The organism is Agrobacterium sp. T29 (assembly GCF_006970545.1).
Classification (GTDB): domain Bacteria; phylum Pseudomonadota; class Alphaproteobacteria; order Rhizobiales; family Rhizobiaceae; genus Agrobacterium; species Agrobacterium leguminum.
The window spans coordinates 16,430-41,543 of the sequence record NZ_CP040642.1 but is presented as its reverse complement, the minus strand read 5'-3'; the positions used below and the strand labels follow the sequence as shown (position 1 = coordinate 41,543).

Below are 25,114 nucleotides of genomic sequence, written 5' to 3'. Positions count from 1 at the left end.
TCACCTCATGCAGACGTTTCGTGCTTTTCTTCGTATCGCAAAACCATTCTGGTTCAGTCGCAACAGGCTGCGCGCATGGCTTCTGCTTGCCACCATGGTTGTTTGCGCGCTTGGATTTGTCAGGGTCAGCGTTGCGATCAATGCCTGGAACAAGGTATTTTTTGATGCGCTTGCATCTTTTGATGCCGAAAGCATTCCCCATCTGGCTGGGCTGTACTTATCCTATCTGGCGCTGGCAGTCGCTTTCATAGCGGCAGGCAACTGGTTTATGAAACGGCTAGCCTTCGACTGGAGAAGCTGGACGACCGATGAATATCAAAACCGATGGCTTAAGGATTACAATCACTACCGGATGCGCTTCGGTCATGAGCCGGATAATCCAGACCAGCGTATCGCCGAGGATATCGCCCTTCTTTCAGAAAAGAGCCTCGATCTTTTCAAATCTTTCGTTCTCAACGTAACGCGGCTCTATGCCTTTACCGCAATCTTATGGACAATCTCTGGCACACAGGACATTTCAATCGCAGGTCTGGAGTTTCGTGTCTCTGGTTACCTCGTATGGCTGGCGATAATCTATGCCGTGCTTTCTACAGCTGTGATGCATTACATTGGCCGTAAGCTCTTACCATTGAATATTGAGCGGCAGAAAAGAGAGGCAGATTACAGGGCTGCGCTCATCAGCGTCAGGAGCGCGTCGGAGCAGATTGCATTTCATCGTGGTGAGCAGGCAGAGGCAAGAAGGCTTGAACGGCACTTCGCCCGGATCAAAACGAACTGGTCTGAACTGATTGGCCGGGAATTTAAGATCGAGTGCTTTTCCGCAGCCCAAATGAGGATTGCGTGGTTCATTCCCCTATTTTCAATTCTGCCTCTATATCTCGGAAGGACCATTTCTTTCGGAGACCTGATGCAGGCGCAGAATGCTTTTTCAAGCGTTCTCGACGGTCTGAACTGGTTCCTGAATTACTATCGGAAAATCATGGAATGGGCCGCTGTCGTGCAGCGCCTTTCCCAATTCGATGAGGCTTTGAATACGATCACGGCAGCGAAGCAGCATAAATATCTTGATCAGTCCAATACCAAGCCAGCCATTCACATCGAAAATGCCAACATTTTCTCGCGGGAGGGGCAGCGTGTTCTTTCCAACCTAAATATGCATTTTCCCGCCTCTGGCCATGTGCTGCTGACAGGGCGCAGTGGATGTGGAAAAACAACCATGCTGCGTGCTTTGGCAGGCCTGTGGCCGTATTGCTCCGGTCAGTGGTCCATAACGCCGGATGCCATGTTTCTCCCCCAACGCGCCTATTTTCCAGAGGAAACTTTGAGGCACGTCGTCAGCTATCCAGCCTCTGAAGTGTTCAGCGATGACGCGATCCTACGTGCTCTCGAAATGGTAGGGCTGTCAACACTCTCTGATGATCTGGGGCGGCGAACAGCGTGGAGCACGATCCTCTCCGGTGGTGAGCAGCAACGTATCGGCTTTGCGAGACTGCTGCTGCACAGACCACAAGTCATGTTGCTAGACGAAGCGACGAGCCATCTCGATACGAATTCCGCTAGGTCGATGTACGAAGTAGTGCGGAAAACGCTTCCCGACTGTTTGCTTGTAGCAGTCACCCATCAACGTGAACTCGCCTCTGTGTTCGATATAGAAATGAATATTGTCGATTAGGTAGTCTTTTCTATAGCCCTCGTCACCGATACTCAAAGCCCGGCTTACGTCATTTTAGCAAGTGTCAAAAAGAGGTTGTACCGCCTCTATTTCCAGTAAAATCTGGCGGATGGGGTCCATGTAGCGCTTAGAGAAACTCCAAAAACTGTACCTGACTGCCAAGTTCTACTCGCCATCATATGGTTGTGTCACTCGTCTTAGAGGAGCCTCAAGGCGACGTTTTATAGCGCGACGATTTCGTTCGCGTTTCGCCAGAACCTGTGTAATCAGAGATTTTGAGACATTGAATTCCGCCGCCAAGGCTGAGAGCGTCGCGCCGTCTTTCCTTTTCTGTTCGATCAAAGCGTCTCGGCTAGATTTATTGCCCGTCATTCTCAGTTTCTCCGGTATCAAACGATCAGATAGGGGAGATATCACAAGAATGCATGTTCTTCATTTGTTTTCTTTGTGGAATGTATGAATTCCTGGGCACGCCCTTTCGGGGCAAGCTCTGCTTCGCGACGGCTTTGCCGCCGCTCCACGGAACCCCTCACGGGTTTCCGCACCGCAGGCGCGACGATCCTTCGTGCTGCCGGCCTTTGGCCGGGATGAGGACGCGCAAGCGCGATAGTCTTTCCCTGAGCGGGGACCGAGGGCGTCGCCGTCCAATCGGAAGATGAGGGCAGAGAGTGTGTGTGGAGCCGGTCGCGTCGGTTGAAAAACCTTGGCAGGTTTGCAAGGCTATGATAAGTTACATGTAACTATGGATGAAGGAGAACGACATGGCTTCCGCATCGCACCCCAAGCCGTCCCGCGTGAAGGTCGGAGAGCATCGTGCGCGATTGCGCGCCCAAGGTCTGCGCCCGATCCAGATTTGGGTGCCGGACGTGCGCGCGCCTTCGTTCAAGGCCGAGGCACGGCGTCAGTCGCTCGCCGTCGCCATGAGTGCGCAGGCCGCTGACGATCAGGCGTTCATCGACGCCGTGTCCGCCCTTGATTTCGACAATGGCGGTGATGAATGAGGCGTGGCGATATCTGGACGGTGGCGGGGAGCCAAGACTATGCGGGCAAGCCGCGCCCCTTCGTGATCGTGCAGGACGACAGTTTCGACGGGACTGACTCGATCACGATCTGCGTCTTCACGTCGGATGCGACGGACGCGCCGTTGTTCCGGCCTCCGATGGAGCCCAACGAGCGCAATGGCCTTCGTGCCGTGTCCCGCCTTATGGTGGACAAGGTGACGACCGTTCCGAAGTCGAAAATCGGTGTTCAGGTCGGGCGACTTGACGATGAGGACATCGTGCGACTCAATCAGGCGATGATGGTATTCCTCGGTCTGGCGGTGTCACCGAGGGCAAGAGAAGGCGTTTGACCGAGCGGTATCGAAGAAAATGTCAAGTCGCCAAAACCGTCGTTTCTCGCCGATTGCCGCCGATACTTCGCCATGGGGCTACTACGATCTTTTCAGTCTTCACAGACTGAATCCTGTGGCGTTTCATGCCTGTTTCTCTTCGGAAGACGGTATGGAAAAGCGACATGGAAGACGACAGGAAAGGTCAGCCGGGAGGTTTGAGCCCGGCCAATGACAATATCCCGGAAACGGGAGAGGCGGAGAGCGGCGACGATAGTGCGCCGTCCCGGAAAATGGACCGGCTGGTGCTGGGTTTGGCCAGCCTGATCGGGCGGCAGATGGCCCGCGACGACTTCGAACGGCTGATGAAGTCTGCCGCCAACGATAACGAAAGGCGCCGGAGACGATGGCGATGGGGCGACAGAGGATTAACCCTTTAAGGAGATTGCCCCATGTCTGCGACCCGTGCCGCGCTTTATGCCCGCTATTCCGACGACAAGCGGAGCGCTGCGTCGACTGAAGATCAGTTCCGGCTCTGCCGCGAACTTGCACAGCGAAGGCTGGCAGGTGGTTGAGGCCTATGACGATGCGGCGATTTCCGGGGACAACACGATCTTGCGCCCCGGCATTCAGCGGCGGGTGCGCGATTCGCAGCGCGGTTTGTTCAAGATCGTCGTCGCCGAGGCGCTGGACCGCACCAGGCGCGATCAGGCGGACGTTGCGACCCTCTACAAGCAATTGAAGTTCGCGGGCGTCAACATCGTCACATTGGCCGAGGGGGGGGAAATCTCGGAGCTTCATGTCGGCCTGAAAGGCACGATGAATGCCCTGTTTCTCAAAGACCTCGCATGAAGACGCATCGCGGCCAGCGCGGGCGGGTGGAGAAGGGCAAGGCGGGCGGCGGGTTGTGCTACGGTTACAGTGTCGTCAAGCAGTTCGACACGCGAGGCGAACCTCTCCGGGGAGATCGCGAGATCATCCCCGACGAGGCAGATGTGATCCGCCGCATCTTCCGCGACTTCTCGTCTGGAAAAAGCCCGAAGTCAATCGCCAAAGACCTCAACAGGGAAGGTGTTCCCGGCCCGCTCGGGCGCGCATGGGGCGACACCAGCATTCGCCGGCATGTCAGCCGTGGAACAGGCATTCTCAACAACGAGCTTTATGCAGGCGTCATGGTCTGGAACCGGCAGCGCTATCTCAAGTACCCGTCCACCGGCAAGCGGGTATCGCGCCCGAACCCGGAAAGCGCCCTGACGAGGGCCGAACTCCCGCACCTGAGAATCGTTGACAATGCGCTGTGGAGCGCCGTCCGGGCGCGTCAGGCGCAAATCTCGGCCATCTATGGCCCTAACCCGGCGAACACGCTGGAAGGCCGCATGAAGCGCGCGCGGCAGGCGAAGCGACCGGTTCATCTTCTTTCCGGCCTTCTCACCTGCGGATGCTGCGGCGGCAAGTACGGCATCATCACGCTAAACCGCTATGCGTGCCTCAACCATCACAGGCGCGGCACCTGCGACAATTGCCGCACGATCAAGGGCGATGTCATCGAAGCTCGCGTGCTGGCTGGCCTCAAGGACAAGCTGGTGTCGTCGGAAGCGGTCGCGGAAGCCGTTCGCGCCTACGTCGAGGAAATGAACCAGCTCCACCGGGATCGTCGCGCAGGCCCAGACCGATCAGAAAGCGCTTGCGTGGGTCGAGAAGGCAATCGCGGGCATCATAGCCGCAATCGAGGACGGCATGTATCAGCCGAGCATGAAAGCCTGCATGGATGATCTCGAACGGCAGAAGGCGGGTATCGTCGCCCGTCAGGCGCAGGCACCCGCTGAAATGCAGGACGTGCATCCCAACATCGCCAATCTCTACCGCTTGCGTGTGGAACGCCTTGCCGACGCTCTCACCGACCCGGACGGCGGTTTGCAGGCGGCGGAGGCGCTGCGCAGCCTCGTCGGGGAAATCACACTCACCCCGGGCGCGAAACGGGGCGAGGTTAACGCAACTCTAAGTGGCGTTTTGTTTGACATCCTCAACTTCGCCAGAGCCGAGGAGACCCAGCGGCCAGCCGATTTTATGCCGCCGGTCGAAGCTTGCCCCCGCAACCAATTCCAGCATAAATCGCTCATCGTTCAGGTGTAACCAAGCACCTATGGTTCAGGTGGACCACACTCCGGGATCGGCTTTCAGGAGCAGGTCTCAAACCAGTCCGAGCTGCTGCGGTAACAGGACGCTCCTGCTCCAGTGCATGTGCGGTCTTTTTTGAAAGTCCAGCCGCGCTTTCACAGCCAGATGTCAAGCGCGCTGCGGCTGATTGATAAGGCTCTGTCCTCACGCAATCGCAGAATCATCTCGTTGAGCGTGATATCCTTTTCCTCTTCGATCATGCCGATGATGAAGTCCTCGTGAGCCACCGCGTCGGCCCTGCTTCGCAGGCGTCAACTGACCCGCCCGTGCGCTGGCGATCCAGACGATGGCCGTTGAAATGCCATCGCGTGACGCAGCCAGAACGCGGCTACGCAGATCATCACTGAAAGCTCGGGTCATATTGCCTCCGACCAAATCAACAGTCGGGACGATGGAATCAGAATTCGGAAGCCAGAGGAATCCTCAACGCGATTCCGCGTTCAATAGACGTGCTCTAGAAGACGCGTAAGCTTGGCTGACAAAGAGATTGTCCGAAGAGGCGTCGTCCGGATTTAGTATGCATGTTGTCTAAGATCAGGGGGAACGCATTACGCAAGGACATTGATGATTACAACCGTGACCCAAGGTGGCGGGGATGACCTCTCAACTGGGTCTTAAAGGCGGCTCAAAGACGTTTCCCGAAAGCTTTGAACCCCGTCTGTGTGGAAAGGCGAAGCCATATTCGCGACGATTGAGGGCATGGCGGTCGTTACCATTCCTCTGGCTGACTACAGGGGGCTACTACCGCAACCCTGAAGTTGCGGTGTTTCTCGCTCAGAGATTTTGGGCTGAAGCCGATCAAGATGATACTACGGGAATGCAAGTACCGATTCGGCGTTGCTCGGACACCATCGCAAAGGACAGCATATCGCTATTGGGCAATAATGCGAAAAAAGAAGAAAATTGCGGCGTTAGCGACACATAACGAAAAGTTATTTTTCCGATTTCTCGTGTCAAAATTCCGAAATCGCACTACAATGTACATTCAATCTGTTGATTATGGGGCGGTACACCCGAAAAAAGCCCTTTATGAAATAGTGGCAAGCACCCCAACATAGGAGGGCAGCCGCCTGAACTGGCCTAACGGCTCGAATCACCGCGTAGTCACGCGATCTGTTGTTGCTTCCGTTCAGCGCCTCTTGGACTCCTCATCTTTCTTCGCCTGATCGTGATGCCACTTAATTGCATAGTACATGCCAATGCCCAGTACTATGATCTTAAACGGGAAGAAGACATAAGGAAACCAATCGACCCAAGAACCGTCAGACATTTTAAGTGTTTCCATTTTGTTGTTTAGAATTGTCTAAACTCATAGGTAGCGCTCAAAAAATGCTCCTTTTTTATCTCCATTGCAAGGTCAGTGGGCATGGTCGTTTTGACGCAGGCCCCGCCGGTTCATTTAATCTGTGTCTTTTGGATTTTTTTGGACATCATACCTCAAGTGCACCATGCCGGTTTTCAGGGTAGGGGATCAGGCCTCCTCCTGCAAATGGGCCATGAATGCTTCGGCTGGTGTCCGATATCCAAGGCACTTTCTGGGTTGGTCGTTGAGGATGCGAGCGACCTGGTTCAACGTTGCCTGAGACATTTGGCTGAGGTCGGTGTTCGGCGGTAGAATGCGGCGGATGCGCTTGTTGGCGTTTTCGATGGCGCCTTTCTGCCAGGGCGCGCTTGGATCGCAGAACCAGCTTCGTGCACCGATACCATCTTCCAAAGCCCGGAATGCCGCGAACTCTGTGCCGCGATCAAACGTGAAGCTCTGACGTGCGAAGGCGGGCAGGCGGGAGAATGCCCGCACGATCTTGTCCATGATTGGTCGCGAATGCCGGCTTGGATTCTTGATGAGAACGGTATAGCGGCTCTTGCGCTCGACGAGGGACGTGACATTGGCATGGCCAAACGGTCGCTCGAAGATGATAAGGTCACCCTCCCAGTGCCCAAACCGCGATCTGTTTCCAATGAAATCAGGCCTTTGCGATATGCGATGGCTGGCCGGGAATGCACCGTCGCGCGGCTTTCTTGACCGCAGTGACCGACGTTTGCGGCGTGCTTCCGGCAGATAGTGATAGAGACCGAGCTGATAATCTTCCTTGCTGTAGATGAACCGGTAAATGGTCTCGGCGCAGACACGGACAAGGCTCAATTTCTCCGATACCAGACGCCCGGCGATCTGTTCGGGTGACCACCGGGCCTCCAATTGACGAATGACTTCGGCACGAAGATCTGGATAGCGTCGAAGCTTGCGCAGACGTCGCCGCCGCTCGCGCCTCAGTTCATCAGCGATCGTACCAAAGTAACCGGTGTACTCGGGCAGTTCATTGTCATGGAAGGTGTTGCGACGGATTTCTCGATAGATGGTCGACCTGTGGCGTCCCAGCCGCCGGGCCATTTCATTGACGGAGACTTTCTGATCAACCAGACGGTGAAGGAGGCGGCGATCGGCGAGGGTCAGTTGCGTATAGCATCCGGACATGTAAAAATCTCCAAAGTGAAGCCATTGAAATTATTGGCATGTCGCACTTGGAAATAGAATGTACCCGGCTACAAATTGTGTCAAAGCTGATTAGAGATGCGACGCCGCTGGCCCGTTAGAAACGCGACACTGGCTCCGACAATCAGCCCCCGACCGGACCGGCTGGGCCGGGTTGCAAGGGTAGGGAGGGGGCGGGTAATGAAACTCCCTCTTCGGCTTTAGCTTCCTCAGTAGCAATTATCTGGTTGTCAGCTGATAATCGTTTTGCACCTGCATCGGGCGGGTAGGGATCAAAGCGACATGATGCTTCCGGAAATCAAGCTGCATGGTGACGTCGATGTCGCCGCGCTGTCACCACTTCTTCGCGGCATGCTTCTTTCGGTTGCCTATGCTGACGGTGAAGGGGGCATAGGATTGACGGCAACCGGCGCCATGAACCGCAAGTTCGTGCATTGGGCCGCTGTTAACTTCCTCTGGCCCGACTTTACAGCCGAAGATCTCTACAGCATGCACAAGGTGCTCAATGAACGCGACATGCCGCCACTTTGGGTCGTGCGGGACATGACCCGTCATCTGAAGCTGTTGCGTCGGAAAAAGGATGTGCTGCTGCCAACCAGACGCGGCCGCGAGTTTCTCGTGAACCCTAACGCCTTCTTCGATCTGGTCGCCACGGATTATCTCTATTCCTACATCCACGCCGCCGAACGGGAAGAGGAGGTCCAAGCACGGTTACGCTGGTGGCGCATGTTCCTCAATCTTCTCAATATCAAGGCCGGAGAAGGGTGCACGCCATTGCAGATTGTAAAAATCCTCAAGCCACACTTCGCCCCCCTGTCTGAGACCGAAATGACACTGGAAGCCTGGAAACTGAAATCCGATGTCCAATATGGCGTGCTGAGGCGCCTGTGCTGGCTGGGCCTGCTCTACGAGGCACGAGAAGGGCTCACGCTCCTTCAGGATGGATCCTTCCACAAGACGCCACTTTGGTCCGCCTGCCTGCAGCTGGAATCGGATACACAAAGCGACATCGGGGTGCATTGAAACGTCTTATTCCGCCGCCGGCTGCTTCGATAATGCTTTCTCGCGCTTCGCAATCACCGCTGGATCGTTCATGAAATCCGTCCGCCGACCCGGCTTGCGGCCACGCTTCTGATACCCGTTCGCCGTGCTGCCGTCGCGAATGCCGAACATATGATCCGTCTGACCGGTGCGGCGAGGGCCGCCCTTGCTGCGTTGCTGTTCGCGACCGGCCTGCATCTCGGCAACCAGCGACAGCATGTCATCCAGTCGCTTGTTGTCTACGACTTCGGCGCGATGTACCGAGCGTAACGTGTCGAAGGTTCTATAGGGCAGGGCAAAGCTCTCGTGCATGATCTCGAGCCGGCCGTCGGGATAATCGCATACGATCACCTTCTGGCCCGCCAATGGCCTGGATATCTCGGTCGGATCGAGAATGAACAGCACCTTGTCGTAACGGAGTGTCAGAGATTGCGACAGGGTGCGGACTTCCTTGCGGCACATGGCGCCATCGAGGTTCTCGTGATCGGCCAACGGTCTGTGCATGTTCGTCTGATTGCGCGGTTCCTTGCCGAAACGCGCGTTGAAATCTAAAATGAACTCAGGCGCATAGGCATTGGCTTCCTCGATCGTGTCGATGCCGCGAAGCCGCATCTCCTTGACCAGCCGGTCCTGCAACGTCTGGTTGGCACGTTCCACCCGGCCCTTGGCCTGCGGGGTATTGGCGCAGATGATGTCAATGTTCAGCTCATAAAGCGCCCGGCCGAACTGCGTTAGGCCACTCGTTCGGTCTTTCCTCGACGCATGCAGTGAGCGGAAAACGCCGTGCTTGTCGCTGTAAAAAGCCAGCGGCTTGCCCCATTGCTGCAGATAGGCCTTCGTCGCATGCAGATAGTCGAATGTATTCTCCGAGCCAGCAAAGCGTAGATGCAGCAGCTTGCCAGTCGCGTCATCGATATAGACGAGCAGGGCGCATTTGGGCCCACGGTTCTCGAACCACCAGTGATGTGAGCCATCGATCTGCACCAGTTCGCCAAAGCAGTCACGTCGGCCGCGTGGCTGGAAAACCCGTTTCTTGCGTTCCTGGCGCGAGATCCAGATCCCGGCCTCGGTCATCCATTGCCGCAGCGTCTCTTTGGCGACCGAGATCCGGTGCAGCTCGATCAGCTTCTCACGCGCCAGCGTTGGGCCGAAATCCAGATAGCGTTCGCGGATCAAATCCAGCGCCGCATTGCGAAATTCCTCGCTGTGGCGCCGATTGCTCGGCCGTGATCGCTTCTTCGAAACGAGCCCGGCCGGGCCATCCCGGTCATAGGCCTGCAGCAGCCGATGGACCTGACTTCGACTGAGGTCGAGCCGGTCCGCCGCCTGGACGACGCTCAGGCGTTCGTCACGGATCTTCTGGATAAGTTCGAGGCGATGCAATTCTTTCTGCGACATGGTGATCAAAAAGGACATGACGACTCCGACCGCTCATGGTCTCGACCAGGCTGAAGATCGTCATCCTTGCTCCCAACGTTGGCTTTGACCAGTGCGTCGAGAGGCGAGACTGTCGCATCTCTAACTGGCCCAACTGTCGCATTACTAAATAGCCCTTACAAATTGAGATCGCATAATCTATCTTATGGAACTTTTGAGATTGTCGCATCTGATACGCTATCGTTGCAGCAATAGCGTATCAGTTCGAGATGAAAACAGTTACTTTGAGACGATATCTGCTCCGAACCATTTCAAACTGAGCCCTCTTAATGTCCCGTCAGTTTTCATTGTTTCAATTGCAAGATTGAAGCGATCAGCAAGTTCTTTCTCTTGCTTCCTCAGCCCGATACCCACCCCAGGGCCAAACACTCCACCCGAAATCCTTGGGCCGTAGAGTGTCGCTTTTGCGCCCTCATTAGACTCCAGAAATGCTTTCCAAACAGAATAGTCTGCCAGGCCACCGTCAATGCGCCCGGCGACGAGATCGAGGTTTAAACTGTCCTGTTTATCATAAATCCGGACCTGCACTTGCTCACCGAAATATTGTCTGAGAAACACTTCGGCATTTGTAGATCCCTGAACGCCGATGGTTTTGCCCTTCAGGTTTGTTTTCAATACCTCAATAAGGCTTAGGCCTTTAGGTTGTTCGGACGAGAGGTCCACGGCTGCCGTAACGTCCATCTTAGGAAGCCCATTGGATTTGGCAAATACGAAATAATTTGATGTCAGGGCATATGGCGCCGAAAACTCGATCACGTCTCTCCGCTTCTCGGTAATCGACATTCCTGCCATAATGGCATCGTATTTTCCTATCGTTAGCGCTGGAATAATACCGTCCCAAGCCTGCGTTACAAACTGGCATTTCAACTCAGCGCGTTCACATAGAGCACGTCCTACATCGACATCGAAGCCGATCACGTTTCCGGACGGATCGACGGCGTTCCAAGGTGGGAAAGCTCCTTCGGTGGCAATCTTGATTGTTTTTATATCTTGAGCGTGTACTCCCGAGGCGATTGCAAAGAAGATGAGCAGCCCGAATGATAGTTTGAAACTATTCACAATTTTCCCCTTATGTTGATTAGCTTTGGATATAAACTCTTGGAATGTGATCCCTCAGATGCGCATAGAGGCCCATGGTGTCCGTCCCCCAGAAATGTGCGGCTTCATCATGATCGATGTGTTCCTCTCCCTGCTTGCCAAGGAGGATCACCCTGTCTCCGAAAGCTGCATCTGGAACGTCAGTGAGGTCGATACGGATATGCTCAAGGTGGGCGGGGGGCAGCAACCTTGCCCTTTTTCCTCTGACCAGTGCGGTCGCTCCAGATGGAATGTTTCTTGGAAGGCCATCGCCCCATCCCATCCCGATAACGCCGAGTGTCATGCCCGCATGCAGACCAGGGATAGCTGGAAGTGGGCCTAGAGATGCATCAAGACGTTTCACCGAAACAAGACTTGCCGCTATTTCCGTCAACGCCGGACGCAATATTACGTTTCTTTTTGGTGGACCACGGTCAGATAATCCAATGAACAGCGCTCCAGGATCGACAGCGTCGAAATCCATTTCCGGATATTGCAACACACTGTCTGTGCTTGACATCATGACAATCGGAAGAGGAACACCGATACTCAACGCATCGGTCAGCGTGCGTTTCATTATCTCGAACTGGTTGTATGCTTCTGACTCGGCTGAATTCGGCAACTCGCTCATATGAGCGTAGATTCCCTCAACGGTAACGTTTGGGTCTGCTGCGGCTTCGGCGAGAATATCGATGATTTGAAGGGGCGTTGCGCCAGCGCGAAAAAATCCCAAGTCGACCTTAAGGAATATCCGCAGCGTTCGAATAGCGCTGCGCCACTGTCGCAACTCATCCAGACTGGATATAGTTGGTATCAAGCCGAGCGTTTCAATCGCCGAAGCTGCGACTGGCAAGGCTCCTGGATACAGGAGAATAGGGCTGGTAATTCCGCCGTTTCGGATAGAAATTGCGTCGATTATTGACGCAACGGCAAAACCGTCGACGTTTTCTTCGGCTAAAGCAGCGGCAACTGGTCCGGCACCACACCCATAGGCGTTTCGTTTCAGGCACGCATAAATCTTCGTCTCCAGAGAAAGATGCCTCCGGATCTGGCGATAGTTGTGGCGTATAGCACCAAGATCGATCTGATACCAACTGCCGCGTAGAGCTGCGCCACTGAGAGAGCTATACCACGCATTTGCGGTCGATTCCTTGATAGTCATGATTGTGTCACCGCTTGGGAGGAGGACGTTGCATGACGCTGAGAATTCGAGGACCGTGAACCGTCACGTCCGGTGTGTTTGTTCAACAGCTTTTCTAACTTGGAAAATACGAAGACGATCAAAAACGTCAGGCTGAGATAAATCACGGCAGCCGAAGCGAATACCTCGTATGGGGAAAAAGTTTGCGCGACGATTTTCCGCGAAGCTCCCGTCAATTCCATCAATGTGATAGTACTGGCAAGCGAACTGGCCTTGAGCATAAGGACAACCTCATTGGCATATGCGGGCAGCGCAAGACGAAAACCAATCGGCAGAATAATCCTGCGGATGCGCGTCACACCAGACATACCCAAGGCTTTTGCGGCCTCAACCTCCCCCGCTGGAACGGCACGAATTCCACCTGCGATAACCTCGGTCGTGTAGGCTGCGTTGTTCAGGGAGAACGCGATGAGCGCGCACCAGTAAGGCTCACGCAGTATCGTCCAGGCTGCCGTTGTTCGGATCCACTCCAATTGACCGGAACCGTAATAAATCAGGAACAGCTGGACGAGCAGTGGTGTCCCACGGAACGCGAATGTATAAACTTGGATAGGAAGGGAGAACAGAAAACGCGGTGACGCACGAAGCAGTGCAAGAGGCGTTGCCATCAAAAGGCCAACGAGGACTGAAAGGAACGTCAGTTGAACCGTGAGGAGCAGTCCCTCAAATAGGTTTGGAATTGCTTCCAAAATCAGGGGTGTGTTCATAACCGGACACCCTCACGAGAGACATGGATGCCACGGTTCGCCTGCCGCTCCATCAGTTGTAGGCTTGCAAGGGAAACGGCTGTGAATATGAGATAAAGGCTGGCAGCGATCGCGTAGAAGGTCAGCGGATCGTGGGTCGATCCCGCAGCGATACTGCTTTTTCGCATCAGATCTTCCAATCCGACCACAGAGATCAAGGCGGTGTCTTTTAATAATGTTAGCCAGAGATTGCCTATTCCAGGCAATGCGTAACGCCACATTTGCGGGAGAATGACAAAACGCCAGGTTGCGCGACGTGATAGTCCAAGGGCCTGCGCCGCTTCAACTTGCCCTCGAGGCACTGCGAGAATTGCAGCTCGAAACACCTCTGTTGCATAAGCGCCAAACACGATAGTCAGTGCAAAAACGCCGGCAGCAAATGCATTAACTTCAACATAGCGCCCGAACATGGCCGTGAGTAAGACTGTCCCGCCGAAATACAGCAGCAAGATAAGAAGGAGCTCCGGCACTCCGCGTATGACTGTGGTGTAGGTGTGAGCACCCCACCTCACCCAAGCCAGATGGCTGCGCTTGGCAATGGCACCAATGAGCCCAACACCAATTCCCAAAACCAGACTTGTCAGCGCCACCTGAAGAGTTGTTATTGCACCTGCAACAATCTGGTCGCCGAAGCCTTGCAATGACCACACGTCAGTGCCCTCCAACGTGAGAAGAGAGAAACTTTTTCAGTCGCGGAGAACGAGGGCTTTCGAAGATATCATCCGGTTTTCCATCCTCCTCAATCAGGCCTTGGTGCAGGAAAATGGTCCGATTGGACACCTGACGGGCAAAGCTGAGCTCGTGCGTGACGATCAACATCGTTCGTCCCTCTTCGGCAAGCGATCGAATGACCTTCAGAACTTCTCCGACCAGCTCGGGATCCAACGCGGAGGTTGGCTCGTCAAAAAGAAGGATTTCCGGCTCCATGGCGAGAGCACGTGCGATCGCAATCCTTTGTTGCTGACCACCGGATAAATGAGAGGGATAAGCATCCCGCTTCTCGATCAACCCGACTTTAGAAAGAAGCTCCTCCGCTTTCAGGCAAGCATCTTTTTTAGATATGCCCCTGATATGGATGGGTGCTTCGATGATATTTTGCAGCACGGTCTTGTGTGACCACAGATTGAAGTTCTGAAACACCATTCCCAGTTTGGCACGCAGTGCATTGATATCGCGTCGCGCCGTTAAACCCGAACCAATCCGCACGTGTTGACCGGCAACCCAGATTTCGCCATCGGTTGGCGCCTCAAGGAAATTCAGACACCTCAGAAATGTACTTTTTCCCGAGCCGCTTGCACCCAATATAGAGATAGCATCCCCAGCTCTTGCCGAGATCGATATTCCCTTAAGGACTTCCAAATCACCAAAACGTTTTTTCAGATCGAGGATCTGCAATGCGGGAGGCGCATTTTCGCAAGTAGAATGAAGATTGTTTGCAAATTGCAAGGAATTCACTGGATTGCCCTCAGCTTTTCATAAGCCGAGAGTGCCACATGTATCGAATTCAAACTTGCAGTATCTTGCTGTTCGTGCGCGATCTTATCGTGAAATCAGTGAACAGCAATATTCATCCATTCGCTGCGGTAGTGCGCAGGTGTCGTTCCCACATTTCTCCTGAAGACGTTTGCGAAATGACTGGAGCTTGAGAACCCGCACGACAGAGCAATTTCCGTAATCGACATTGCCGATCCCCGAAGAAACTCCTTGGAGCGCGCTATTCTACGCTGGACGATGAATTCATAGGGTGGGCATCCAAAGGTTTGCTTAAAGGCTCGGCAAAAGTGGGCAACGCTCAAACCCGCAACATCAGCCAATTGTTGAAGCGAGACAACCTGATCGAGCTCATCGTCGATTTTTTGTGTCACGCGGCTCAAGTTCGCGGATGCAAGCCCACCATTTCGAGCTGGTTTAACGTGCTTCTGCTTCCGCATCAATTGCACGAAAATCGTTGCTACATAGGCCTCGACAAGCATACCGCTTAACGAATTGTGATCAGAAATCTCTGCGCCAATGCCTCGAGCCGCGTTCATGATGACCTGATCTTCAAATCCGAGGTTCGGAGAAAACGCCGACATTTTTCCACTATGCTGTGAAGCAAAGAGTTGGCTGACGTGTGGGAGAGTTACGCAAATTGACAGGTAAGCCGCACTAGAAGCACCGATTTCCCACCCCCGCCATTTGCATCCTGCTGGGACAAATAATAAGGCGCCAGGTTTTCTCGGCACAAATTCTGTTCTTCTATCGTCCAGGAAATAATCGCCGCGCTCTGAACTTCCCTGCAGATTGAGAAGCAGGAGATGACGATCCGAAATGATTGCCGTTTCCTCCTTCTCCAATCCTGTCCGGCGAACGAGATCGACCTGTATACCCTGCCAAGATTTCTGCCTGTGAGACGTTGTCCGGCAGTTGCCTGATTTGAAAGCGGTGTGCTGGTCGAAAAGAGGTGTCTTCATGACCTCACCTCGCCGGATTTAGACAAACTCTTCCCGCAACACTGCTGCGCCGGCATGTGAATCGGTCGCCAAGCTTGCGAAAAAAGGCAATAAACGTCTGGAGCAGAAATATCTGCGCTGAAGACGGTACAAAAATTCTGCTGATTGTAGATGTCCCGATTCGGCAAGGACGTCTCCCCATCGAGTGAGTTGGCGCGGTACGTCCCCGCGTAAGACTCACTAAACCTCCGAATGATCGGGGAGTTGGAAACCGTCTGTGACAGCCCTGTGGCCTTTAGTTCCGGAGAACCTGGACATACGTCACAGGCTCCCCGACCCGAAAGGTCGAAGAGTTTGATGCTGAACCGACCAGCATCAGTCGCACAGAGGGGTTTCCACGCCCCAAGACAGCACGTACTGCCTCAGAAAGTAAGATAATGGATACAGGGAGTCAGTTCCAGCGCATAATTTCCTTGCGCGGCAAAATTGCGAATTTTCCAGACGCTTTCGAGCGGCTTCCAGAAATAGCAACTCAGTCTTTGAGATTCCCAAAGGACTGCATAGCAGCTAGTGAAAAGGCAATAAAAACAACGATGCCGGAGAAGACCAGGAAAATCGCAGAAGGTTTCATGACGTCGGAAACCGTGGCGATTGCCGAAAGCGATATCAATCCGAAAAGAACCGCAACGCTATGCAAAGCCCCTTTAGATCTTCCCAGCGCGGAATGAGAAACACTCGCTTGCAACGCCACCTCAATGGCAACTCTACCGAGGTTATAAGCGAAACCAATTATTCCAATCGCCACGAGCACCAATGGGAATTCGTGAGTATTAAACGCCGCAAATGATAATGCGGTTACGATGAGGATAAGGAGATAAAGTTTGGGTGTTTTTATCATTCGCGCCAATGGAATGAGAAGAACGGCTCCGAGGATAGAGCCTGCGGACCACACACTCTCAAGATGACCAAAATCCATCGCATTGCCGCGAAGTTCGTCAAATACGAAGCTAGGCCCGACAGCACTGATCAGCAAACCGCCGACATAAAGCGTTGAATATATGAGGCCAATGCCAAGCAATCGTGAGCTGTATTGCCTCAGGTTGCCTCCCGCATCTACTGCGAGCCGCCGATCCCTCTCTTGGTGACGAACCAGATACATCGAGAAAAGAGACAATGTAAAAAAGGCGCCGACGACAACGAATGCCGCCAACGCGTTCGATATGAACAGGATTACTCCGATAACAGCGGCGGCAACAAGACTGCCCAATTGCATGGAAAAATAGGTCAAGCAATTTGCTGTGTGCAATGAAAAACGCGCGCCAACGCGAGGTACCATAGACTGCGTGGCCGTCAGTGAAAGCCGGTCGCAGGATGCAAACAGGAAAGTTGACAGCCATATCACCCAGTCTGGATCACCCGACATGATTAACCACCCCAAAAAAGGCGCTGTCATAATGCGAAGCAAATCCGAAAGCATTGATAGGCGACGGCGGTCGTACTGGTCGACCATCCAACCCGCAACAGGGCTCGCTAAGAGTTCAACAATACTTAATATCGCAAAAAATGCGGCGACCGCAGATACACCATCTCCTGACACAGCAAGCAACCAGGCACATGCAATGTTATAGCCGTTGCGCCCTACTGCCGAAGTAAGTGTCGCCCCAAGAAACCAGTAAAATTGAGGGGAGTCAGCAGATGTGGTTTCCTCAGATCGGTTCATCGGCGCTCTTCGTGATTTTTATGCCGATAATCTAATATTCAATAAAACCAGCGCTTTCATATTTTCGTCGAGATATCAAAATCATGCCAAAAATCTAATGCTGAAATCACCGTCGCCATCTACGGCGATATTCGAGAGGACTAACGCCAAATAACCGCTTAAAAGCGTAAGTAAAATGACTAGAGCTTGAAAAACCACACGCCAAGGCGATTTCAGTTGCAGACACGTTTGCGTTTCGAAGCAAGTCCACAGCGCACTTCAACCGGTAATCTGACAGATACGTATGCGGCGTTTTGCCGGTGGACTGTTTGAATGCCCTGAAAAAATGCCGCCTGCTGAGACCTATTGTGGCAGCGAGCTCCTCAAGAGAGGGAGGCGCTGACACACTATCTTCAATGATCGAAACCACACGTTTGAGATCGAAAGATGAAAGACCTCCTTTGATAATTTGCGGCTTGGCTCCGTTCAGCCTTATTAACTGCGCGAATATTTGCACCGCTTGGCTTTCTGCCACTACCATACTGATCGAATCTGGATTTCTGAGTTCCATTCCAACATTTTGGAGAGCATTCTCGATCACATTATCGCGGAACCCGATTGTTGGCCTCAATGCCCTTACGTGTTCAGGACGCAAAACCTTCTCTGTGAAACTCGCGTCTATCGAGAAGGCAAGATATGAGCCTACCGCATCTCCTTCATCCCACCCTTTCCACTCATGGTTTGCGGGTATGAAAACCAGTGATCCTGGACGGCGCGGGGTGAATCCAACAGATTTTCCTTCGATAAAGTCTTCTCCAAGCTTAGCTTCACCTTTCAGGTTAATGAGAAAGGAATGACGGTCGAGGGTGATATTGGTTTCCTGACGCTCAAGCCCGGTCCTTTTTACGATATCTACTCGGACCGTACCCCAGTCCATAAATTGATGAACCATTTTGCGATGGTTGGACGATCGAACGTCTTCAGGCCGAAATGTGAATACTTCAGTCAAAGAGGAAATTCCTCTGAAATATGGTTTAGGCTAAAATATAAAACTGGATTTCTTTTCTCAACAATCTCCCGCTTACCTTAGGTTGGTAAAACATGGCACTCTTATGACAAAATGACGTGTCTATGAAAGCTGCCATCCCTCGTTCCTGCTTATGAAGCGTTATGGACGTTGGGCAATGCTACAGGATAGCAATCCATAATTGCTTTTTTGCAACGGCATCACCCTTAGCTATTGAGAGAGATGTGCGTCGATGCAGGAATTTGATCAATTTATATCGGAATGTGACCGCGGACCGCGGTTGAACCAGCTCGCGAAATTTTTTAGCGAAACCGCAGCTGGCGATAGTGGAATCCCGCGTCGCAAGCCTGTTGTCGACACCCGCCTACTGCCAAATGATGTTCTTATGCGCCAATTCATTGAGTTGCACGCGCGTCGGCAGGGCAATTTTGATCAGCATTATCACAGCAGCATCCCGTATCGCTTGGAAGAGGAATGCCGCATGGCATACACAATCCTGCGCTATAGCAGGTCAAGCTTGGAAAGTCTTTCCTTATACAGCCTTGGCACGGCCGAGGGGACAATGGCGCGCACTTTATCAGAACTGAGTGGGGGCAAAATCCAATCATTGTCCTGCAGTCCCAACGAAGAAAACCACAAATGCTTTATGGCATTTGGTGATCCGCCCCATGCCAGTTTCTTTCTCGGGCCATTCCATCGGTTATCAAAGGAATATTTGCGCGCAGACGCAAAGCTTGCGCGATTTTCCGGGGGGTTCGATTTTATTTTCGAAGATACAACGTTTCAGATGTATTCAGCGAACCGCGAGATGCAGATCGAATTCATCGCCCAGCATCTAAAGCCCGACGGCATCATGTTGTTTTTGGAGAAATTCCGCTCAGCCGATGAAAACGATTATGTCGCGAGAGAAGCACAGAAAGATTTCGGCTTTAAGACACATTATTTCGGCACGGACGAGATCGTCCGAAAAAAGGACGCGGTCCTAAATACAATGCACGATTGCGAGGTCACTCTCCAAGCAATGGCCGCCGCAATTTACAACCAATTCCGGCACTGCGTAGTCACGTGGAATAGCGGTAACTTTTACGAATTGGCAGCGAGCAACAGTACAGAAAACCTGCAGAAATATGTTTCACTGCTGCCTGAACCGGCAATCCCTGTCGAGTACGTTTATGAAACATCTACATATCTCGAATTGGCCTCCGTGCTGACGCAGCTCCGGAATCCGACATCATGAGTTGAAGAGGCTTTCAACCGGTGGCGCTGGCTCCAGCCTTGCCATTGAAGATGAGTTCAACTCGGTTAGGCTGAAATGGAGATCGAATGTACAAACATATTGCCGAATCCTTCATCGCCGTCGCACATACACAATGCGTAACCGAAACGATTTGCGTGAAAGTCCAGGATTTTTGTCGATCCATCGTGTCTACAGGCCCCGACAGGCTGCTGGACTTCGGGGGCGGGCGAATGATCATCCGAGCGTTGGATGAAGGCCTGTTTCTCAATGTTTCAGCCGGGGATCTCGTTACCTTCTATGGAATCCGGACTCTTGTTGAAGGGAGCCTCGTGAAAGACCTCTCTTGCGGCGAGCGGGGATTAGAATGGCTTCCCGCGGACAAATTACCGTTTCTGAAAATTAACCTCGTACAGCGCAGAATGTGGAATCGATAGCGGCGACATGCCGATGCACAACGGCGCGTATGGTTGATGCCCTAAGCTCACTACAGGCTATCGAGTGATTTGTCCGGGCCGTAGTTTTCCAGACAGCCCCTCTCTCGAGCAACCTCACACATTCGGCGAAAACCTGTAACGCTGTTTCCTTCTCTAGCTGCAGCAGAAACACGACGCCAACCTTGCGTTATTGCCATCCCTACTATCCAGCCTGACAGACCTGGGACAGGCGCCTAGTCCCGTGCGCTATTCTCTCCAACTCACGTGCAACAACATGCTCTGCGTGTATCCGTGCTTGGTTGCGAGGGCTGCGCATCCCGAGAGGCGGTGACCTGATGAGCCATGTTCAACGTCTCTTCGCTTCCAAAGTGCCTATCGGATTAAGCCACGTGCCTGATCGATGGCGCGCCCCTGACGTTCGGCAACAATCTCCTGACTTCTTTCTATTCGTACTGTCAATTGCAAGACCTGCAGACGTTCCCGCATTGCTTCAAAAGCATTGCGTTGTGCTGGTGGGACGCGATTGACAGCGTCCTTATCGCCACGCAGGATGGCGTTGCTGCCGAAACGTTCGTCTAGCGCCCGGCTGACGGCGGTGAACTCGCTCTTGATGTCCGCGGGAAGCGATCCCGCAGTAAAATCTCGCCGCGTTTTTTTGCCCCTGTCTTCTTTTTTCTTCTGCTTGTTCATATCCGCCACCAATGTCCGAAGCGCCTCCTCCGCAGCCTGAGACAGACCGGGAATGGCAATCGCCATACGCTGGCGATCCTCGGTGATCACTTGAGTTTCAGCGTCCAGCGCGGTAGCCCATGACGTAGCGAGTGGACACACGCAGGCGGCGGCTTCCGGTACAGTCTGAAGAGCTTCTTTCCGTTCTCGACCGGCGGCGAGCAACCTGTCCATGATGCGGTCAGAGCCACGCAACGGACCATAGGCCGCGGGATCGTTGCTGATAGCCGCCGCGATCCGCTCACCGGCAAAGCCTTGTCGGACCAGTTCCTCGATCTTTGCGACCGCACCTGCGGGATCGCGCCAGATACGTGCTGCCGTTACGGCGAGTGCGGCGCGATGATGACGATAGTGCGCGACCGCGACCGCACGGTTGCGTGCTTCTTCTTCCACCCGCATCTTGAACTCGGTCACCGCAGCGAGCATCGGCAGCATGGGCAAAGTCTCCTTTCCGACCTCGACGCTTGAGCCAGCAACGATCTTCGAACGGTCCTGTTTTTCGGCCAAATGCTGTTCCTCGGCAAAGCGCCTGACGACGGCGAACAGGCGGAAGAGTTTTTCCCGGCGCTCGGGTGCGATGTCCTCGGGCATGCGCTCGGTCACGTTGCGCTCGGCAACCGTATCGGCCTTGGTAGTGAAAGCGCTCCAACCGAAGCGAGCAGTCAGGGCATCGTTGACGGCCTCGACCTCCGGGACCAGTCGTCGGTCCTCGACGGCATAGGCGAAGGCGATCTTGTAGGCATCGTCGCCACCGTGTTCGCGGATCTTCTCGATTTCAACAAGGCGCGCCATTGCCGGCTTCGACAGCATCGGGACCGACAGGGACATATGCGCTCGTCGCTGCTCTTCACGGATGCCAAAGCGCTCGGCCTGCCGGCGGAATTCCGTGGCATGAGCGCGAGCCAGCGGCAACAGCTCCAAAAGCGCCGTCGTTGCGCCATTGCGCTCATCGTGGTCGGCACGGCCATCGACCATAAGATCTGAGCCCCGAAGACGCCCAAGCCAATCAGGTGCTGCGGCGAGGTCGTCTGCAAGTTTACGCGGCTCGTTGGCCGCGTCCGAAGCCAACGCATTCAAACGGGCAAGCGCCGAATCCGGATCGCGATAGATTTTTTCCAGTACCAGCCGCAAGATCGCATCCCGCTCCTTCCATCGCTCCGAAGCGAGTTGCGCACGGCGCGCATCCTTATCGACACTGCGGGCAAACCTGGTGGTGGGCGGGATCAGATATTTTGCGGTTGTCGGGATTTCCGTTGCCAGAGTTTCGGTGCGGCCCTCATTGTAAGAGACATGCCGTTCGCGCTCGATCACGAATCCGAGCGCAACACTCGCCCGCTCCCAGAGCTTTGCCACCTGAGCCCGTTTATCCGCAATCCACGCCAGCCACTTCGAAACGCCCTCCTCCATCCCGGCCGTAATCCCGGCGAACGTATCGATGCCACGCCGACGCGCGAAATCTTCCGCATGGATCCGGTAGCCTTCCTCGCTTTCGAAATCGAGCGTCGTGCTCTTCGCGCCAGACCGGCCGAGACGCTCGACAAGCTGACTGAACAGGTCCGGCCGATGGCTCTCCTGCTCGATGCGCTGCTCGCGAGCTTTGGCGGTTTCCTTAAGTTCCGCGGTCCAGACGTTTCGATCTACCTCGCGCTCTTCGGTTCGCTTCTCTCGGGTCTGCTCATCAACGACGGTGACTTCCACCTTGACCGTTTCGACGCCATCCTTGCGCAGCGTGACGGTATCACCCTGCGAGACAGCGCCATCCTCCAGCGCCTTCGGAAGACTGACGCCCCAGAGGCGATGAACAACACCGTCATCGGTTTTCACATCGGCATAGGGGCTTTCTTTCGCGTCCTCGTCCTGGGGCCGGAACTTGGCTTGGCCGGTTTCGACCAGTTCGCCGGTAACGCCGGCCGCATGATCGGCACGCGGCTTTCGTTCCCATTCCAGCTTCGGTTCAAAATCCTCGCGTGCCGCATAGAGATCGGCGCGATCACGATGCCTGGTCATCGAGACATAGGTCAGATGCTGGTCCATCATGCCGGTGGCGAGCACGAAGGTTCGGTCGACGGTCGCACCTTGCGATTTGTGAATGGTCGCGGCGTAACCGTGATCGATATTGCGATAGCTGTCCTCGCTGATCACGACATCGCGTCCATTGTCGAGACGCACCGAAAGCAATGGCCCGCCACGTTTGTCACCGGTGGAAACGACCGTGCCGAGCATGCCGTTCTTGACATATTGCGGACCCAGATGGCGCGCACGCGGTTCAAGGAAACGAGCGTTTTCCAGGAAGATGATCCGGTCGCCGGCGGCAAACTCGCGAACTCCGCGCGCCGTCAGGAATTCGCGGGCGCCGGTCAGCGCCCCCTCCTCCATCATCACCTTGCGCAGGGACTCATTGAGACGCTTCACGTCCTCATTGGTGTGCGCCAGAACCAGCAGTTCGTCGCCATGAAGCGGAGGCGCATCTCCTTCATCGGTCGTATTCTGAATGAGGTTGCGTTTGGCATCCGTCCAATCCGCAACAATACGATCGACGATTTCGGCGCGTGTCTCGGCTTCGGCAATGCGGCCCTGCTGCGTATAGGCGTCGAGACCATCCCTGACATTGCCGCGCGCAAACAGACGGGAGGCTTCGCGCGCCCACTCCTGCCTCTGACGACGCACGCCCGCAAGTTCGGCGAAACCGATACGGTCACTGATCGCCCGAAACGCCGCTCCCGCCTGGATCGGCTGCAACTGCATGGCGTCGCCGACCAGAACGACCTTGGCGCCAGCATCTTCGGCAACCTTCAACACCCGCCCCATCTGTTGCGAAGAGATCATTCCGGCCTCATCGATGACAAGCACGTTGCCACGTTCGAGCAGGTCGCGGCCGCCGGCCCATGCCAGTTCCAGGGAGGCGAGCGTTCGCGACCTGATGCCGGAACTGTCCTCCAGCCCCTCCGCCGCCTTGCCGGCAAGTGCCGCACCGATGACCCGGCGACCTTCGCTTTCCCAGGCGACGCGCGCCGCGGCAAGCAGCGTCGACTTGCCTGCACCGGCAAGGCCGACCACCGCGGCAATTCCCTTGTCGCCAGTGACATGCCTAATGGCATCGACCTGCTCTGTATCGAGGCAGATGGGCTTTTGCGGATTTTGCGTCTCGACATTCCCGATCGCCGCAGCGACCGCCTCCGCCGCGACAGCAAAGCCCCGGCGCTTCGACAGAACGCTCGCCGACTGCGCCATGTCGTATTCGATGCGCAGGATCTCGCGCGTGGTGAAGACTGCAGGCTCCGCCGCTTTCCCGGTTTCGGCGTCAACCTGCTGCGACTTCAACAGCACGAGATCATCCGACGCCATCAGCCGCGCCCGGATATTGGCGAAGTCGACAGGATCGTCGACATAGCGGTGCAGCGCTTTGGCGATATCCTTCTCATCGAAGGTGGAGCGTTCGTTGGCGAGCTGCTTCAGCAAAAGCTCCGGCTCGGCCAGCAGCCGGTCCGCCATCACCTGCCGGCGCGCAAGATCGCCCGGCGCGAAATACATCTCTATCCCCTTGCGAGCGAGCGCTGCCTTTTCCGGCCCAAGATGCTTCTGCGCGATGCCGTCGAGGCCCTGTTCAGCATAGGAACGACCATCGAGGCGGATCTCATGGCCGGCAAGCGCAAGATGCCGGTTGGCGGTGTCCGCCCAGGCAATCTTCCACGCCTTCATGGTTTCCTTGTCGCCGGCCCAAAGCGTGTAGACGATCTTGCCGTTCGGACGGTCGGGCGTGACAACGCGCAAAGGTTCGCCATCCTCGCCGAGGACCGGCACCTTTTTCGGCCCAAAGCCCTCCTCGGTTAGAGGCCGCAGCGTCGTCATCAGATGAATATGCGGGTTGCCGTCCTTGTCGTGGAAAACCCAATCGGCGATCATGCCTTTCGATGTAAAATTGTCCGCCACGAATTCGCGGACCAGGGCGATGTTCTCGGCCCGCGTCAGCTCTCCCGGTAAGGCAATGATAAGCTCACGGGCGAGTTGGGCATCCGCCCGGGTTTCGAAGGCATCGACCGCATTCCACAGCGCCTGGCTGACGCCGGCCACGGATTTCCCGTCGATCGCACTTTTCAGCCAGGTCGGGATCTGGTCCGGCAGCGCCAGCTCTTCATGCACCAGTTCGGACGCACTGCCCCTGTAGCTGAACGACGTACCCACCTGTTCGTCTATCATCCGGGCACGATGACGATAGGCGGCGGCCGAGACGATGCTGCGCCCCGCTCCCCTTCCGATCACCTGCGCTCTGACGAACATGATCGCCATCGTCGTCTCCAGACCTTCCAAGCACGTCGCGCGAGCGACGTATATTGCGCCCTCAAACTGATCGGACCGCAGGTCCAATGCCGCTTTTCCGGAAGA

The 25,114-nt window shown here is 54.8% G+C and carries 22 protein-coding genes and 1 pseudogene; 11 read left to right on the top strand and 12 right to left on the bottom strand.

The genetic code is table 11. The features are described from left to right. The first annotated feature begins 7 nt into the window (after positions 1 to 7). The 8 genes from FGF54_RS25265 (at position 8) to FGF54_RS27620 (ending at position 5,135) form a co-directional block, all read left to right on the top strand. Entirely contained in the window at positions 8 to 1,672 is a 1,665-nt protein-coding gene (locus FGF54_RS25265; protein ID WP_142781667.1) for an ABC transporter ATP-binding protein/permease, read from the top strand. Between the two features lie 761 nt (positions 1,673 to 2,433). Continuing rightward, the gene (locus FGF54_RS25260) at positions 2,434 to 2,673 is read left to right on the top strand and encodes an antitoxin MazE family protein (protein WP_142781666.1); all 240 of its coding nucleotides are present in this window, start codon (positions 2,434 to 2,436) and stop codon (positions 2,671 to 2,673) included. Next, entirely contained in the window at positions 2,670 to 3,023 is a 354-nt protein-coding gene (locus tag FGF54_RS25255; RefSeq protein WP_142781665.1) for a type II toxin-antitoxin system PemK/MazF family toxin, read from the top strand. The genes FGF54_RS25260 and FGF54_RS25255 overlap by 4 nt, the downstream gene beginning before the upstream one ends. Before the next feature lie 164 nt (positions 3,024 to 3,187). Next, positions 3,188 to 3,442 carry a hypothetical protein gene (locus FGF54_RS25250; protein WP_142781664.1) on the top strand — a complete coding sequence of 85 codons (255 nt, stop codon included), beginning with the start codon at positions 3,188 to 3,190 and terminating at the stop codon, positions 3,440 to 3,442. A 12-nt stretch (positions 3,443 to 3,454) separates the two neighbouring features. Then, a complete protein-coding gene (locus FGF54_RS27750) occupies positions 3,455 to 3,577 on the top strand; it encodes a hypothetical protein (RefSeq protein ID WP_256366683.1) in 123 nt (40 codons plus the stop codon). Further along, the gene (locus tag FGF54_RS27630; protein WP_246667067.1) at positions 3,570 to 3,854 is read left to right on the top strand and encodes a recombinase family protein; all 285 of its coding nucleotides are present in this window, start codon (positions 3,570 to 3,572) and stop codon (positions 3,852 to 3,854) included. The genes FGF54_RS27750 and FGF54_RS27630 overlap by 8 nt, the downstream gene beginning before the upstream one ends. After that, complete coding sequence (locus FGF54_RS27625) at positions 3,851 to 4,774, top strand: recombinase family protein (protein WP_246667066.1); 924 nt, start codon at positions 3,851 to 3,853, stop codon at positions 4,772 to 4,774. Before FGF54_RS27630 ends, FGF54_RS27625 begins: the two co-directional genes overlap by 4 nt. Continuing rightward, a complete protein-coding gene (locus FGF54_RS27620) occupies positions 4,767 to 5,135 on the top strand; it encodes a hypothetical protein (RefSeq protein ID WP_246667065.1) in 369 nt (122 codons plus the stop codon). Before FGF54_RS27625 ends, FGF54_RS27620 begins: the two co-directional genes overlap by 8 nt. A gap of 143 nt (positions 5,136 to 5,278) precedes the next feature. Here the strand turns inward: FGF54_RS27620 and FGF54_RS25240 are convergent. Together FGF54_RS25240 and FGF54_RS25235 are read right to left on the bottom strand one after the other, a co-directional pair. Next, positions 5,279 to 5,540 (bottom strand): annotated as a pseudogene (locus tag FGF54_RS25240) (IS630 family transposase); the annotation flags it as partial. Positions 5,541 to 6,651: 1,111 nt separating this feature from the next. After that, entirely contained in the window at positions 6,652 to 7,653 is a 1,002-nt protein-coding gene (locus tag FGF54_RS25235; protein WP_142781663.1) for an IS30 family transposase, read from the bottom strand. Between the two features lie 303 nt (positions 7,654 to 7,956). On the opposite strand from FGF54_RS25235, the gene FGF54_RS25230 reads away from it, so the two are divergent. After that, positions 7,957 to 8,694: a hypothetical protein gene (locus FGF54_RS25230; protein ID WP_142781973.1), complete on the top strand. Its 738-nt coding sequence runs from the start codon at positions 7,957 to 7,959 to the stop codon at positions 8,692 to 8,694. Positions 8,695 to 8,700: 6 nt separating this feature from the next. On the opposite strand, the gene FGF54_RS25225 is transcribed toward FGF54_RS25230, so the two are convergent. The 9 genes from FGF54_RS25225 to FGF54_RS25185 all read right to left on the bottom strand — a co-directional run bounded on the left by FGF54_RS25225 (position 8,701) and on the right by FGF54_RS25185 (position 18,313). Further along, the gene (locus FGF54_RS25225; RefSeq protein ID WP_142781662.1) at positions 8,701 to 10,128 is read right to left on the bottom strand and encodes an ISNCY family transposase; all 1,428 of its coding nucleotides are present in this window, start codon (positions 10,126 to 10,128) and stop codon (positions 8,701 to 8,703) included. 240 nt (positions 10,129 to 10,368) lie between these two features. Continuing rightward, positions 10,369 to 11,208, bottom strand: coding sequence for a transporter substrate-binding domain-containing protein (locus FGF54_RS25220; protein WP_142781661.1), 840 nt, complete (start codon positions 11,206 to 11,208; stop codon positions 10,369 to 10,371). Between the two features lie 19 nt (positions 11,209 to 11,227). Continuing rightward, positions 11,228 to 12,388 carry an alanine racemase gene (gene alr, locus FGF54_RS25215; protein WP_142781660.1) on the bottom strand — a complete coding sequence of 387 codons (1,161 nt, stop codon included), beginning with the start codon at positions 12,386 to 12,388 and terminating at the stop codon, positions 11,228 to 11,230. Then, entirely contained in the window at positions 12,385 to 13,134 is a 750-nt protein-coding gene (locus FGF54_RS25210) for an ABC transporter permease (RefSeq protein ID WP_142781659.1), read from the bottom strand. Before FGF54_RS25210 ends, alr begins: the two co-directional genes overlap by 4 nt. Beyond that, the gene (locus FGF54_RS25205; RefSeq protein WP_142781658.1) at positions 13,131 to 13,823 is read right to left on the bottom strand and encodes an ABC transporter permease; all 693 of its coding nucleotides are present in this window, start codon (positions 13,821 to 13,823) and stop codon (positions 13,131 to 13,133) included. Before FGF54_RS25205 ends, FGF54_RS25210 begins: the two co-directional genes overlap by 4 nt. Before the next feature lies 1 nt (position 13,824). Beyond that, complete coding sequence (locus tag FGF54_RS25200) at positions 13,825 to 14,628, bottom strand: ABC transporter ATP-binding protein (protein ID WP_305765079.1); 804 nt, start codon at positions 14,626 to 14,628, stop codon at positions 13,825 to 13,827. Positions 14,629 to 14,723: 95 nt separating this feature from the next. Beyond that, on the bottom strand, positions 14,724 to 15,626 hold the full coding sequence (locus FGF54_RS25195) for an AraC family transcriptional regulator (protein WP_142781657.1): 903 nt from the start codon (positions 15,624 to 15,626) through the stop codon (positions 14,724 to 14,726). Positions 15,627 to 16,137: 511 nt separating this feature from the next. Then, positions 16,138 to 17,325, bottom strand: coding sequence for an MFS transporter (locus FGF54_RS25190; RefSeq protein ID WP_142781656.1), 1,188 nt, complete (start codon positions 17,323 to 17,325; stop codon positions 16,138 to 16,140). A gap of 106 nt (positions 17,326 to 17,431) precedes the next feature. Then, positions 17,432 to 18,313, bottom strand: a complete 882-nt coding sequence (locus FGF54_RS25185) for a helix-turn-helix transcriptional regulator (RefSeq protein WP_246667064.1) — start codon at positions 18,311 to 18,313, stop codon at positions 17,432 to 17,434. 250 nt (positions 18,314 to 18,563) lie between these two features. Between FGF54_RS25185 and FGF54_RS25180 the strand changes: the two genes are divergently transcribed. Both FGF54_RS25180 and FGF54_RS25175 read left to right on the top strand, forming a co-directional pair. Further along, positions 18,564 to 19,568 carry a class I SAM-dependent methyltransferase gene (locus tag FGF54_RS25180; RefSeq protein ID WP_142781654.1) on the top strand — a complete coding sequence of 335 codons (1,005 nt, stop codon included), beginning with the start codon at positions 18,564 to 18,566 and terminating at the stop codon, positions 19,566 to 19,568. Positions 19,569 to 19,654: 86 nt separating this feature from the next. Beyond that, positions 19,655 to 20,002 carry a hypothetical protein gene (locus FGF54_RS25175; RefSeq protein ID WP_142781653.1) on the top strand — a complete coding sequence of 116 codons (348 nt, stop codon included), beginning with the start codon at positions 19,655 to 19,657 and terminating at the stop codon, positions 20,000 to 20,002. 372 nt (positions 20,003 to 20,374) lie between these two features. On the opposite strand, the gene traA is transcribed toward FGF54_RS25175, so the two are convergent. Beyond that, the gene (gene traA, locus FGF54_RS25170) at positions 20,375 to 25,018 is read right to left on the bottom strand and encodes a Ti-type conjugative transfer relaxase TraA (protein WP_142781652.1); all 4,644 of its coding nucleotides are present in this window, start codon (positions 25,016 to 25,018) and stop codon (positions 20,375 to 20,377) included. Between the last annotated feature and the right edge of the window lie 96 nt (positions 25,019 to 25,114).

Bases quoted from the DNA above. Each gene is read 5' to 3' on its own strand.
- FGF54_RS25265 (WP_142781667.1), top strand. From the start codon at position 8: ATGCAGACGTTTCGTGCTTTTCTTCGTATCGCAAAACCATTCTGGTTC.
- FGF54_RS25260 (WP_142781666.1), top strand. From the start codon at position 2,434: ATGGCTTCCGCATCGCACCCCAAGCCGTCCCGCGTGAAGGTCGGAGAG.
- FGF54_RS25255 (WP_142781665.1), top strand. From the start codon at position 2,670: ATGAGGCGTGGCGATATCTGGACGGTGGCGGGGAGCCAAGACTATGCG.
- FGF54_RS25250 (WP_142781664.1), top strand. From the start codon at position 3,188: ATGGAAGACGACAGGAAAGGTCAGCCGGGAGGTTTGAGCCCGGCCAAT.
- FGF54_RS27750 (WP_256366683.1), top strand. From the start codon at position 3,455: ATGTCTGCGACCCGTGCCGCGCTTTATGCCCGCTATTCCGACGACAAG.
- FGF54_RS27625 (WP_246667066.1), top strand. From the start codon at position 3,851: ATGAAGACGCATCGCGGCCAGCGCGGGCGGGTGGAGAAGGGCAAGGCG.
- FGF54_RS27620 (WP_246667065.1), top strand. From the start codon at position 4,767: ATGGATGATCTCGAACGGCAGAAGGCGGGTATCGTCGCCCGTCAGGCG.
- FGF54_RS25235 (WP_142781663.1), bottom strand. From the start codon at position 7,653: ATGTCCGGATGCTATACGCAACTGACCCTCGCCGATCGCCGCCTCCTT.
- FGF54_RS25230 (WP_142781973.1), top strand. From the start codon at position 7,957: ATGCTTCCGGAAATCAAGCTGCATGGTGACGTCGATGTCGCCGCGCTG.
- FGF54_RS25225 (WP_142781662.1), bottom strand. From the start codon at position 10,128: ATGTCCTTTTTGATCACCATGTCGCAGAAAGAATTGCATCGCCTCGAA.
- alr (WP_142781660.1), bottom strand. From the start codon at position 12,388: ATGACTATCAAGGAATCGACCGCAAATGCGTGGTATAGCTCTCTCAGT.
- FGF54_RS25210 (WP_142781659.1), bottom strand. From the start codon at position 13,134: ATGAACACACCCCTGATTTTGGAAGCAATTCCAAACCTATTTGAGGGA.
- FGF54_RS25195 (WP_142781657.1), bottom strand. From the start codon at position 15,626: ATGAAGACACCTCTTTTCGACCAGCACACCGCTTTCAAATCAGGCAAC.
- FGF54_RS25190 (WP_142781656.1), bottom strand. From the start codon at position 17,325: ATGAACCGATCTGAGGAAACCACATCTGCTGACTCCCCTCAATTTTAC.
- FGF54_RS25180 (WP_142781654.1), top strand. From the start codon at position 18,564: ATGCAGGAATTTGATCAATTTATATCGGAATGTGACCGCGGACCGCGG.
- FGF54_RS25175 (WP_142781653.1), top strand. From the start codon at position 19,655: ATGTACAAACATATTGCCGAATCCTTCATCGCCGTCGCACATACACAA.
- traA (WP_142781652.1), bottom strand. From the start codon at position 25,018: ATGGCGATCATGTTCGTCAGAGCGCAGGTGATCGGAAGGGGAGCGGGG.